The 12,340-nt window shown below is 65.5% G+C and carries 11 protein-coding genes; 6 read left to right on the top strand and 5 right to left on the bottom strand.

All coding sequences use genetic code 11. The annotated features are described in order from the left end of the window. Positions 1-49: 49 nt before the first annotated feature. The 5 genes from ACQCS0_RS16355 to ACQCS0_RS16335 form a co-directional block, all read right to left on the bottom strand. On the bottom strand, positions 50-826 hold the full coding sequence (locus tag ACQCS0_RS16355) for an amino acid ABC transporter ATP-binding protein (protein ID WP_354153193.1): 777 nt from the start codon (positions 824-826) through the stop codon (positions 50-52). Beyond that, positions 823-1,788: an amino acid ABC transporter permease gene (locus ACQCS0_RS16350; RefSeq protein ID WP_354153194.1), complete on the bottom strand. Its 966-nt coding sequence runs from the start codon at positions 1,786-1,788 to the stop codon at positions 823-825. Before ACQCS0_RS16350 ends, ACQCS0_RS16355 begins: the two co-directional genes overlap by 4 nt. A gap of 35 nt (positions 1,789-1,823) precedes the next feature. Next, positions 1,824-2,777, bottom strand: a complete 954-nt coding sequence (locus tag ACQCS0_RS16345) for an ABC transporter substrate-binding protein (protein ID WP_354153195.1) — start codon at positions 2,775-2,777, stop codon at positions 1,824-1,826. Positions 2,778-3,022: 245 nt separating this feature from the next. After that, the gene (locus ACQCS0_RS16340) at positions 3,023-4,417 is read right to left on the bottom strand and encodes an isochorismate synthase (protein WP_354153196.1); all 1,395 of its coding nucleotides are present in this window, start codon (positions 4,415-4,417) and stop codon (positions 3,023-3,025) included. A gap of 98 nt (positions 4,418-4,515) precedes the next feature. Beyond that, a complete protein-coding gene (locus tag ACQCS0_RS16335) occupies positions 4,516-5,229 on the bottom strand; it encodes a GntR family transcriptional regulator (RefSeq protein ID WP_354153197.1) in 714 nt (237 codons plus the stop codon). A 200-nt stretch (positions 5,230-5,429) separates the two neighbouring features. Here ACQCS0_RS16335 and ACQCS0_RS16330 point away from each other — a divergent pair, with 200 nt between their 5' ends. The 6 genes from ACQCS0_RS16330 to ACQCS0_RS16305 all read left to right on the top strand — a co-directional run bounded on the left by ACQCS0_RS16330 (position 5,430) and on the right by ACQCS0_RS16305 (position 12,305). Further along, positions 5,430-6,815, top strand: coding sequence for an MFS transporter (locus ACQCS0_RS16330; protein WP_354153198.1), 1,386 nt, complete (start codon positions 5,430-5,432; stop codon positions 6,813-6,815). Then, complete coding sequence (locus ACQCS0_RS16325) at positions 6,812-7,828, top strand: L-idonate 5-dehydrogenase (RefSeq protein ID WP_354153199.1); 1,017 nt, start codon at positions 6,812-6,814, stop codon at positions 7,826-7,828. The genes ACQCS0_RS16330 and ACQCS0_RS16325 overlap by 4 nt, the downstream gene beginning before the upstream one ends. Before the next feature lie 12 nt (positions 7,829-7,840). Further along, a complete protein-coding gene (locus tag ACQCS0_RS16320) occupies positions 7,841-8,617 on the top strand; it encodes a demethylmenaquinone methyltransferase (protein WP_354153200.1) in 777 nt (258 codons plus the stop codon). A gap of 5 nt (positions 8,618-8,622) precedes the next feature. Next, positions 8,623-9,954 carry a geranylgeranyl reductase family protein gene (locus ACQCS0_RS16315; RefSeq protein WP_426939853.1) on the top strand — a complete coding sequence of 444 codons (1,332 nt, stop codon included), beginning with the start codon at positions 8,623-8,625 and terminating at the stop codon, positions 9,952-9,954. Beyond that, the gene (locus ACQCS0_RS16310) at positions 9,951-11,051 is read left to right on the top strand and encodes a polyprenyl synthetase family protein (RefSeq protein WP_354153202.1); all 1,101 of its coding nucleotides are present in this window, start codon (positions 9,951-9,953) and stop codon (positions 11,049-11,051) included. Before ACQCS0_RS16315 ends, ACQCS0_RS16310 begins: the two co-directional genes overlap by 4 nt. Positions 11,052-11,465: 414 nt before the next feature. Next, positions 11,466-12,305, top strand: a complete 840-nt coding sequence (locus ACQCS0_RS16305) for a type IV toxin-antitoxin system AbiEi family antitoxin domain-containing protein (protein ID WP_354153203.1) — start codon at positions 11,466-11,468, stop codon at positions 12,303-12,305. The last annotated feature ends 35 nt before the right edge of the window (positions 12,306-12,340 follow it).

The raw sequence follows: 12,340 nt of genomic DNA, 5'->3' as shown, positions 1-12,340 counted from the left end.
TAATGGGCCGTAAGTGACCCCGCGTTGCTCGAGTCAGAGGTTGATTGGATCAGAGGACCCGGCTCAGGAACTCCTTGGTGCGGGCGTGCTGCGGGTTGGCCAGAACTTCCCGGGGATCGCCCGATTCGACCACAACGCCGCCGTCCATGAACGTCAAGCGGTCGCCCACTTCGCGGGCAAAGCCGATTTCATGGGTCACCACGATCATGGTCATGCCGGACTTGGCGAGGTCCTTCATCACGTTCAGGACGTCGCCCACGAGCTCGGGGTCCAGGGCGGATGTGGGTTCGTCGAAGAGCATCAGTTCCGGGTCCATGGCCAGAGCCCGGGCAATGGCCACGCGCTGCTGCTGGCCACCTGAAAGCTGCGACGGGTAGTGGTCGGCACGGTCCGCCAAACCAACTCGGTCCAGGAGTTCCAGGGCCCGCTTCCTGGCGGCAACCCGAGACTGGCCCCTGACCTGCATGGGCGCTTCCATGACGTTATACAGGGCCGTCTTATGCGGAAACAGGTTGAACCGCTGGAAAACCATGCCGATTTCCCGGCGCTGGGCCGCGATTTCCTTCGTTTTCAGGTCGTGGAGCCGGCCGTTGACCTCGCGGTAGCCGATCAGGTTGCCACCCACGGAGATGCGCCCGGCACTGATGGTCTCCAGCAGGTTCACGCAGCGCAGCATGGTGGACTTGCCCGAACCGGACGGCCCGATCACCACGGACACCTCACCCTGGTTGACGGTCAGATCGATGCCGCGCAGCACATGGTGGTGACCGTAGTACTTGTGCAGGCCCTCGATCTTCACCAGCGGTTTCTCGGCGGTGATGGTCATTTTGGGTCCTCCTCGGGGAAGTCCATCCGCAGGGCGGGCTCGGCGGTGGCGCTCGGAGCCGCTGCGGCAGCTGCCTTGGCGGCCGCCGGGTTGATTGCTGCGGGGGCCAGGTTGTCCACACCTTTGCCGTAGTAGGCCTCGATGAAGTGCTGGCCAACCATCAGCAGGCTGGTGATCACCAGGTACCAGATGGCCGCCACGATCAGCAGCGGAACAGGCAGGTAGGTCCGGTTGGCCAGCGTATTGGAGGCGAACGTGAGATCCAGCGTGAACGGTACGGCCAGGACCAGGGATGTGGTCTTGAGCATGCCGATGGTCTCGTTGCCGGTGGGTGGAACAATGACGCGCATGGCCTGCGGCAGGATGATCCGCCACATGATCTTGGTTTTGCCCATGCCCAAGGCCTCTGCGGCTTCCATCTGGCCGCGGTCAACGGACTTCAGACCTGCCCGGAAGATTTCGGCCAGATAGGCCGATTCGTTTAGGCCCAGTCCCAGGATCGCGGCCGCGAGTGCCGTGACCACGGTGCTGGTGTCCAGGCTGAATAACTCGGGTCCAAAGGGGACTCCCGCGCTGATCTTCGGGTACAGGACGGATACCAGGCCCCAGAAGATCAGCTGGGTGTACACAGGCGTGCCCCGGAAGAACCAGACCCACGCCCAGCTGGACCAGCGGAACACGGGGTTGTCCGACTGGCGCATGAACGCCAGCAGGATCGCCAGCACAATGGCCAGGACCATTGACGCAACGGTCAGTAGCAGGGTCCAGCCGACGCCTTGGACTACCTTGGTGTCCAGGATGTAGGTCCCGACGATGTCCCAGCGGAAGTTCGGGTTGGTCACCAGGCTCTGCAGGAAGAGGACCAGGGCGCCAAGGATGATGATGGCGCTGATCCAGCGGCCAGGATGCCGCACCGGTACTGCTTTATTCAGTACCGGTGCTTCGGGAGGGTGGTGTTCCATTAGGGGACCTGCTATTTGGTCGGTTGCGGTCACGTTCAGGAGACGGCCGGGTTGACTTCGGACTTGGTGATGGCGCCGTCCGCGTTGCCCCAGCCGTCCAGGATCTTCTTGTAGGACCCGTCCGCGATCAGTTTGGTGACCGTCTTCTGGATTACGTCCGCCAAGGCCGTATCCGCCTTAGCTACGGCGATGCCCTGCGGCGCGGCGTCGTAAACGGCGCCAAGCCGTTCAAGCTGGCCGTTCGTCTGGGAAAGGGCGTATCCAATGATGGGGGAGTCCGCTGCCATGGCGTCAATGCTGCCGTTGACCAGACGGGTGGTGACGTCGGTCTGGTTCTTCAGCGTGATGATATCGATGGCCTTCATGCCGGCGTCGGTGCACTTCTTGTTACGGGCGGCCAGGTCCGGATCTTCCTGGACGGTTCCGGTCTGGACGCCGATTGACTTGCCGCACACGTCATCCATGGAGAACTTTTTGGGGTTGCCCTTCTGGACGGCCCAAGCAGTTCCGGCATTGAAGTAGCTGACGAAGTTTACGGCCCCAAGCCGCTCAGGGTTGATCGTGAAGGAGGAGATGCCCAGATCGTACTTCGGGCCGAGGGCGGGAAGAATACCCGTGAATTCGGCCGTCTGCACCTGAACCTTGAGGCCCAGGGTGGCGCCGATTGCCTTGGCGATGTCGACGTCGTAACCCACCGGCGTCTGTCCGTCCGGGCCGAGGAATTCCGCCGGGGCGTAAGAGGTGTCCGAACCGATGGTCAGTGTCCCTTTGGACTTGATTGCCGCCGGAACCATGGCGGCCAGCGAATCATCTTTGGTGATGGTGGACGGATCGAAGCTGGCTTTGGCGCTGTCGGAATCCGTTGATGTGCTGCCGGGCGTGGCATTCTGCGACGCGTTGGTGCAGGCGGAAAGCGCGATGGCGCCAATGGCGAGGACCGTCATGGCCTTGAGTTTGGAGGTGCCCAAAGGCTTGCGGGAAATCAGCATATTCTTACCTTTTGTTGCAGGAGGGATTTTTTCCTAAGCGGCTAATAGCGTACCGCCGAAAACGAGATGTGCGTCACAGAAAACTTTGTTTCACTATTGGATAACTTTGTACCCCAAAGCGCAAGGGTTTTTTGACGGTGAGTGTCTGGAATTTTAGATGCCCGCCCAACTAGGTCGCAGTTAACGCTGTGCAAACGCGATTTCGCTACGTTATCTGCGAGTCAGTTGGGAGGCTGGGCAGTGGATTAGGTGCCGCCGAAGCCCAGCGACTCCAGCATCGGCCGGAACTTCGCCCAGGTTTCCGCCAGCTCGGCTTCCGGCTGGGAGCCGTCAACTATGCCGCAACCGGCATATAACCGCACGGTATGAGGATCTTCGATCACGGCTCCGCGCAGGGCGATGCCCCACTCGCCGTTCCCGGCCGCATCCAGCCAGCCGACCGGTCCCGCGTACGGGCCGCGGTCCAGGTGTTCAAGCTTGCGGATCAGGGCGCCGGCTACCAGCGTGGGTGTGCCGCAGACCGCCGCGGTGGGGTGCAGTGCATTGATCAGCGCGAGGCACGTGGGCACATGGCCCTCCACTTCGGCGAGCTCCGCCTTTACGTCCGACGCGAGGTGCCACACGTTCGGCAGTTCCAAAATGAAAGGCTCGTCGTGGGCGTTCATGGCCTCGGAAAATGGTGCCAGCTGTGACGTCAGCGATTGGATCGCGATCTCGTGCTCGTGCCGCTGCTTCTCGGACCCGGCGAGCACCCGCTCGGCATAGTCCATGGGAATCCCGGCCTCGCCGTGCGCATCGCGGCGGTCCAGCGTCCCGGCCAGAACGCGCGCCTGGGCTGTGCGCCCCTCCACCTGGATCAGCATTTCCGGGGTGGCGCCCACCAGCCCGTCCACGCCATAAGTCCAGCATTCGCGGTACCGCACGGCCAGCTCGCGCAACACCTGCGCGGCGTTCACGCCCGATGGCACCGTGGCCACAATGTCCCGTGCCAGCACCAGTTTCTCCAGCGCACCGGTCCGGATCTCCTCCACACCCGCGGCCACTGCGGCCATCCAGTCTTCCTCGCTGAGCGAGCCGGTGTGCAGGGTGGCCCCGTCGGCGGAAGGCAAAGGACGCACGACAGCGCCGTCCTCCTTCGACGTGAGTGCGACGGACGTGCCGTCCCCGGCAGCGCCGGACTCACCCACGACGCCGGGCTCACCCACGCTGCCACCGCTCAGCCAGCCGTCCAGCGCGGCGAGTGCGCCCACTTCGGTGAGTTCGCCGTCGTCGAACGTTAACTGGGTGAGCCAGTACTGGCCGTCCCGGACGCCCACCACGATTTCCGGCACGATCAGCCGCGATACATGGGTGGACTTCTTGGAGAATGCGAAGGAGCCGAAAGCCACCGGGCCGGTGCCGGGCAGCTCCACGGAGTCTGTGATGTCCGCTTCGAGGACCTGGTGGCGCCACCAGATGTCGGCCTCGAGGAAACGCTCAGGGCCGGTGGCCGTGAAGCGGGCGATCTCGCCGAAGCCCACCAGGCCGGCTTCGCGGCGGGTCCAGCAGAGGACGTCGTCCCGGACCAGGAACTGCGGCAGTCCGCCGTCAGATGCGTTGCCATCCAGGGGGACTGTGAGGGTGCGGAACGTGCTCGTCATGATGAGACAACATTACTCCCGCGTATGGGGCGCGGCCGCGTTGGGCCGTGCCGGTCGCAGTGGGGGAGCGGAAAGGACGCGCCCGCGAAGTCCCGGACTTAGACCCGGGCCGGCCGGCCGGTGCGTCGCTCCGGCCCGGAAGGGGCGGAGAACAGGTCCGGCCGTGCCGCGCGCATGCTCGTGACGTCGTCCAGGATGAAGCGCAGGTGGCTGCGCAGGCCGTCTTCCGCAGCCGAAAGGTCGCCGGCGAGGATCGCGTCCAGTACGTGCCGGTGATCGGCCGCGTATTCCGTGATGCCGCGGTAGCCGCTGAGCCCCAGGTAACGGGCGCGGTCCAGGTGGCCCTTGGCATTGGAAACGGTGGCCCAGGCTGTTTCATGGCCGGCGATGGCGAGCAGGGTCCGGTGGAAGTCCTCGTCCAGCGGGTAGAACTCCTCGCGCGTGGTGCAGGCGTCCTGCCGGTCCAGGAGTTCGTAGAGTGCGGCCGCGGCTTCAGGGGTGATGTTGCGGGCGCAGTCAGCCAGCGAGGCGACTTCGATGGCCTCGCGGATGAACTGGGCCTGGGCCACGATGTCCGGGTCCAGGTAGGTCACGTAGGTGCCGCTCTGCGGGCGGATTTCCACCAGGCCTTCCTGCGCGATGAGCATCAGGGCTTCCCGGATGGGCTGGCGGCTGGTGCCCAGGTGGTGCGCGAGTTCGTTCTCGGAGAGGAGCGTCCCGGGAGCGTTCTCGCCGGAGATGATGCGCTCACGGATCTGCGCATACGCCATCATCCGGGCGGAGATGCGCGGGGTGGTATCGGGGACGGCCATGCTTCCACAGTAGCTGTGCCGCCCAGTCCGGGCACCGTCAGCCCGGGGCGCGGGGTAAGAGCCGGGTCATCTGTTGACAGACTGGTATGGCAGTGCTTGAATGGCAGTCGTTGTTCCAATGCGGGGACAAGAAAAGACGTCTGGCCATGCCGCATCATTGAAGCTGTGCATCCGGCCAGACCCGTAGAACAGAGGGGTTCATGACGGCAACAATCCAGATCGGCGCCACCCAGCGCTCATCCAAAGACCTGATCAAAACAGCAGTATCCGGCTGGCTCGGCACGGCCATGGAATACATGGACTTCCAGCTTTACTCGCTGGCAGCCGCCATCATCTTCCCCAAAATCTTTTTCCCCAATTTCGACCCCGTAGTGGGCCTGCTGGTCGCGTTCATCACCTATGGCGTGGGCTTCCTGGCCCGTCCGGTCGGCGCCTGGTTCTTCGGACGCATGGGTGACCGTGTGGGCCGCAAGAAGGTCCTGGTCATCACCATCATGATGATGGGCGTGTCCACCATGCTCATCGGCTTCCTGCCCGGCTACGCCCAGATCGGCATCGCTGCGCCGGTCATCCTGGTGTTGCTGCGCCTCGCCCAGGGCTTCGGCGCCGGCGCTGAACTCTCCGGGGCTTCGGTTATGCTGGCCGAATACTCCCCGCCGAAGAAGCGCGGCCTGATCGCCTCCTTCGTCTGCCTCGGCACCAACTCCGGCACGCTGCTGGCCGCCGGCCTGTGGGTCCTGCTGACCCTCCTGCCCGAAGAAGCCCTCATGAGCTGGGGCTGGCGCCTGCCGTTCATCGCCAGCATCGGCATCACGCTGTACGCCCTCTGGATGCGCCGCAACCTGAAGGAAAGCCCCGTTTTCGAGGCCACCCGTGAGCAGGAAATCGCCGACGCCGCTGCTGCCGCCGCCTTCGCCGCGACGTCCGGCACCGCCGTCGGGCAGTCCGCACAGGCCTCCGCACCGACCACCAAAGCCAAGCGCAAAGGCAAGGCCTTCTTCCTGGCCATGGCTCTGCGGATCGGCGAATCCGGCAACTCGGCCATGATCCAGACCTTCCTCATCGGCTACATCGTCACCGGTCTGAGCATGGACAAGAGCGTGGGCACCTTCGCGCTGCTGATCGGCTCGTTCCTCGGCTTCGCCACGGTTCCGCTGGCCGGCTGGCTCTCCGACGCGGTGGGCCGCCGCACCATGTACCGCGCCCTGTCCGGCTTCCAGATGTGCTTCGCCATCCCGGCCCTGCTAATGATGCAGTCCCGCGATCCGTTCCTGGTTTCGCTGGCCCTGATCATCGGCCTGTCCGTCTCCGTGCTGGGCATGTTCTCGGTCCAGTCCGCCTACGTCAACGAACTCTTCGGCTCCCGCAACCGCTACACCCAGCTGGCCATGGCCAAGGAAATCGGCGGCGTACTCTCCGGCGGCCTGGCCCCCATCATCGCCGCAGGCCTGCTGGCCCTCTTCACCAACTCCTGGTGGCCGGTTGCCGGAATGATGGTCCTCTACTCCGCCGTCGCCTTTGTGGCCACCTTCTTCGCCCCCGAAACCAAGGGACGCGACCTGACCCTCGTGGAGGACGCAGTATGAAAGCAGTCGTTGTCCATTCCGCCGGAGACCTGCGCCTCGAGGACCGTCCGGACCCGGACTGCCCGGCCGGCTCGGTGATCGTCGACGTCGAATACGGCGGCATCTGCGGCTCCGACCTCCACTACGTCAGCCACGGCGCCTCCGGGCTGAGCCTCCTGGCCGATCCCATGGTGCTCGGCCACGAGGTCGCCGGCCGGATCTCCCAGCTCGGCGAAGGCGTGACGGGCTTCGCGGTGGGCGACGCCGTGACCGTCCACCCCGCCGTGTCCTGCGGCGAATGCGCCGACTGCCTCGCCGGACGCACCAACCTCTGCCCGCAGGTCACCTACTACGGCAGCGCCACGCACCGGCCCCACACGGACGGTGCCTTCGCCTCCCGCAAGGCCGTCCCGGCGGGCCAGCTCCGCCGCCTGCCCGACGGCGTCACCACCCGCCAGGCCGCCGTCGCCGAGCCGCTCGCTGTGGCCATCCACGCCGTCGGCCGGGCCGGCAGCCTCGCCGGAAAGGACGTCCTCGTGAACGGTGCCGGGCCGATCGGCGCGCTGCTGGTGGCCGCCGCCCGGCGCGCCGGCGCAGCCAGCGTTGTCGCCAGTGACCTCTCGGAGACTTCGCTGGCGATCGCCAAACGGATGGGAGCCGACGACGTCGTGCTGGTGGGTTCCGGCGCGCAGCTTCCCGAGGTGGATGTTGCGTTCGAGGCCTCCGGCGCTGCCCGGGCCCTGGGCGGTGTCCTGGCGGCCGTGCGCCGCGGGGGGACCGTGGTCCAGGTGGGCAATCTGCCGGCCGGGCCCGTGACGGCCGAGCTCGCCGCTCTGGTCTTCCGGGAGATTGATTACCGCGGGACCTTCCGCTTCGCGGACGAACTGGATGACGCCCTCGCGTACCTGGCGGACGGGCTGGACGTTGAGCCGCTGCTGACCCACACGTTCGACGCCGGTGACGTGGCCGAGGCATTTGCGGTCGCCTCGGACCGGGGGACCGGCTCGTCGAAAGTCCTTCTCAAGTTTGTCTGACACAATTGCATGGTGAACCGAGCATCCTTGGAAAAGCGTCCGGACGAAGTAGCCACGATGTTTGACGACGTCGCACCTAAGTACGACGTCGTCAACGATGTCCTCTCCATGGGACAAACCCGCCGCTGGCGCAGGATCGTGGTGGACGCCATGGACATGAAACGGGGCCAGCGCGTGCTGGACCTGGCTGCGGGAACCGGCACCTCCAGCGAGCCGTATGCCGATGCAGGCATAGATGTCATCGCCTGTGATTTCTCCCTCGGCATGCTCAAGGTGGGCAAGCGCCGCCGCCCGGACATCAACTTCGTCGCCGGCGACGCCACCAACCTGCCGTTCGCGGACAACAGCTTCGACGCCAGCACCATTTCCTTCGGGCTGCGCAATGTCAACGAGCCCAAGAGGGCGCTGGCCGAGATGCTCCGCGTCACCAAGCCCGGCGGCAAGCTGGTCATCGCCGAGTTCTCCCAGCCCGTGGTTCCGCTGTGGCGCACCATGTATACCGAATACCTCATGCGTGCCCTGCCGGCCATCGCCGTCAAGGTGGCCTCCAACCCGGACGCCTACGTGTACCTCGCCGAATCCATCCGCGCCTGGCCGGACCAGGACCACCTGGCCGCCTGGCTGCAGGAATCCGGCTGGGAAAAGGTCACGTATCGCAACCTGACCGGCGGGATCGTGGCCGTGCACCGTGCCACCAAACCGCTGGAATCCACGCCGGAGGGTGCCGCGGAAGCCATCGCCGCGCACAAGGGCCCTGTGGCCAAGCTTCGCCGCAACATCGTCCGCTGAACGGCATGAATGTTCTGATTGTCGGCGCGGGGCCAGCCGGTTCAACCGCCGCGTACTACCTTGCCAGGGCCGGCATCAACGTGACCGTCGTGGAAAAAACCAGCTTCCCGCGCGAGAAGGTCTGCGGCGACGGCCTCACCCCGCGGGCGGTCCGCGAAATCCAGAAGCTCGGCTTGCCGCACCCTGAAGCGGACGGCTGGCGCCGGAACAAGGGCCTCCGCCTGATCGCCGGCGGACGCACCATCGAACTGCCCTGGCCCGAGGTGTCCGACTTCCCGCAGTACGGCCTGATCCGCACGCGTCTGGGCTTCGACGAGGAACTGGCCCGCCACGCCCAGGCCGCCGGCGCCAAAATCCTCGAGCGGCACAGCGTCACCGAAGCCCTGCGGTCTGAAGACGGCCGTGTGACCGGTGTCCGCGCAGCGCTCCTGGACGAGTCCGGACGCAAGACGGGGGAGACGCGCGACTTCAGCGCCGACGTCGTACTCGCCGCAGACGGCAACTCCACCCGAACCGCCGTGTCGCTAGGCATTCACAAGCGCGACGACCGCCCCCTCGGCGTCGCCGTCCGCACGTACTTCACGTCACCCCGGCACGATGACGACTGGATGGAAGGCTGGCTGGAGCTCCCCGGCCGCGACGGAAAACTGCTCCCCGGTTACGGCTGGGTGTTCGGCGTGGGCGACGGAACCTCCAATGTGGGCCTCGGCATCCTGAATTCGTCCCGAGAATTCGGCAAGCTCGACTACAAGCAGGTCCTGCGCGAATGGACTGCCGCCATGCCCGCCGAGTGGGGCTTCACCCCGGACAACCAGGTGGGCGAAATCCGTGGCGCCGCGCTGCCCATGGGCTTCAACCGCACCCCTCACTACTCGCCCGGCCTCCTGCTGCTGGGCGACGCCGGTGGCATGGTCTCGCCGTTTAACGGCGAGGGCATCTCCTACGCGATGGAATCGGCACGGTTCGCGGCCGAGTTCATCATTGACGCGTCCGCTCGCTCCTCTGCTGCAGGGGCAACCTACGACGCCGACGCGCACCTGGCGGGGTACGCGGACTATGTGCGGGGCCAGTGGGGATCGCACTTCACGCTGGGCCGGGCATTTGCCGCGCTGATCGGAAAACCCGCCGTCATGAAGCTCGCGCTGCGGACCGGGATGCCCATTCCCGTGCTGATGCGCTTTGTGGTGCGGCTGCTCGCAAACCTGACCGACCCGGCCGCGAAAGGCTTCGAGGACAGGGCCATCCGCGTCCTGGAGTCACTGGTTCCGGCCACATCCAATACAGCGTCGGCCTCGAATCAGCGGTATCCGCAACAAAAAGTTAGGGTTAACCAGTGACTAACTCCGCAGACCACAGCTGGACGCACGCCGGGCACGGCCTGCCGGACTCCGAACCCAGCCTCAATACCACCGCCATTGCCACGGAATTGCAGCTGCCCGCCGGCTTTGCGGCCATCGCGGAGGACGCCGAACTGGGCCCCGCGATCACCAATAACCTGGCCCGCGTGGAGAAGAAGCTCCGCGAGGCCATTGCCAACTCAGACCCGCTGGCTGATGCAACGTCGCGTCACCTCGTGGAAGCCGGTGGCAAGCGTATCCGGCCGCTGCTGACGCTGCTGTGCGCCCACCTTGGCGACGCCTCGCTGCCCGCCGTTGTGCAGGCTGCCGTGGTGGTGGAGCTGACCCACCTGGCAACGCTGTACCACGACGACGTTATGGATTCGGCCCCGTTCCGCCGCGGCGCCCCCACGGCCCACGAGGTCTGGGGAAACTCCGTGGCTGTCCTCACCGGCGACCTCATCTTCGCCCGCGCGTCCATCCTGGTGTCCGAGCTGGGCTCACGCGCGCTTGGAATCCAGGCCCGGACGTTCGAGCGCCTGTGCCTGGGCCAGCTGCACGAAACCGTGGGCCCGCGCCCGGACGAGGACCCGGTGGAGCACTACCTGTCCGTCATCGCGGACAAGACCGGTTCCCTGGTGGCCGCGTCCGGCCAACTCGGTGCCATCTTCGCCGGTGCCGACGAGGCCTACGAGGAGCTCCTGGTGGAGTACGGTGAAAAGGTGGGTGTGGCCTTCCAGTTGGCGGACGACGTTATTGACGTCACCGGCGTCAAGGTGAAGTCCGGCAAGTCACCGGGCACGGACCTTCGCGAAGGTGTGCCCACCCTGCCTGTCTTGTTCCTGCGGCGCGATGCGGCGGCCGGTGACCAGTCCGCCGTCGACCTTTTGAAGCTCATTGATGGGGACCTGAGCTCCGATGCTTCCCTGGCTGCCGCCGTTGCCGGGCTGCGCGAGCACCCCGTGACAGCCGAGTCCTGGGTGATCGCCCGCCGCTGGGCCGACGAAGCCATTGCCGCGCTGGCGCCGCTTCCCGAAGGTGTTGTGAAGTCTTCGCTGGCCAACTTCGCCCTGGCTGTGGTGGACCGCGCCAGCTGATTCTCTTGGTGTGCAGCGGGGCCTCGGCGGGTTTGAACCTGGCCGGGGCCCCGCTGTTTGCTTGGGTGAGTTCGTTAAATGCGATAGCCCCGGTTCTCAGCAACGAAACGAATCACACGTTGCGTCGAACCGGGGCTATATCTCCGTTCGCATCAGACCCGCCGGAGGCGTTTAGCGGATCCGTGAACAGTGTATGACAGCTCTGTCACAGGGTGCAAGCCTGCTGTTACTGCGCGTGTCACAGGCCTTTTCTTCCTCTCTTCGTCTCATTCGTGGGGCACATTGAGGCCTCCGGTGGGCATTCCGGGCTGGAGGGACAGAGTGTCCGTGGCGAAGTGCCCCACGACGGCGCAGTTGTCCACATGCGGCATCTTGGGTCTGCCCTTTGCTGTTATCCGCGTTCACCGTGGAACGATGGATATTGAGACTTTTCTCGGCACGCGAGCCGGCGTGACCCGGGCGTCGACGCTCCGCGAGGCCGGATTTTCCCGGGCCTCCGTCGACAAGGCACTGGCGGCCGGGCGGGTTGTGCGGATCCGACGAGGCATCTACAGCATGCCGCGTGAGGCAGGCGTATTCGCCCTGGCGCTGCAGCAAAACGCTCTGCTGACGTGTCTGTCGGCTGCCCCCATATACCAGCTGTGGACGCTTCATGAACCAAGATCCGTGCACCTCAGTCCAGGGCATAAGGGGACACCGCCGGGGACGCTGGCCCACGGCCGATGCCCCCACCCGGCCCACCCATGGCTGCCGGTGGCCGGCCTGGCCGATGTCCTGATTCATTCGTTGCGTTGCTTGCCCGCAGTGGAATCGCTGGTCATGCTTCAGTGCGCAGCCCAGAGGGGCGACATAAGCCTGGATTTCCTGCGGCGTAAGCTCCCCGGAAACCGGAATGCCCGCGCCAGGGCCGTTCTGGACATGGTGATCCCTCGGGCGGATTCCATCCTGGAGGTGCTGGCCAACCGCCACTTCCGGCGGGCGGGACTCCATGTCCGAAGGCATGTGGAACTTCCCGGGGTTGGGGAGGTGGACTTTCTTATCGAGGAGTGCCTCGTGGTGGAAACCGACGGTGACACTCACCTGGAGCCCAGGCAAGTTAAGAAGGACCGAAAGCGCAACAACGCCACACTCATCGGTGGTCGTCTTGGCCTTAGATTCGGCTATGACGACGTCGTCTATCACCCTGACCGCATGGTTGGCCAGGTGTTGGCGGTACTGGAACAGTCGCGGCAGGGGGCTTTCGGTGCGAGGTGAGTCGCGCCGTCGTGGGGCACTTTGGGCGACGTTTC

It is taken from the genome of Pseudarthrobacter sp. S6 (genome assembly GCF_050156575.1).
Taxonomy (GTDB): Bacteria; Actinomycetota; Actinomycetes; order Actinomycetales; family Micrococcaceae; genus Arthrobacter.
The sequence above is the reverse complement of the archived record's forward strand: the minus strand, read 5'-3'. Positions and strand labels throughout refer to the sequence as shown.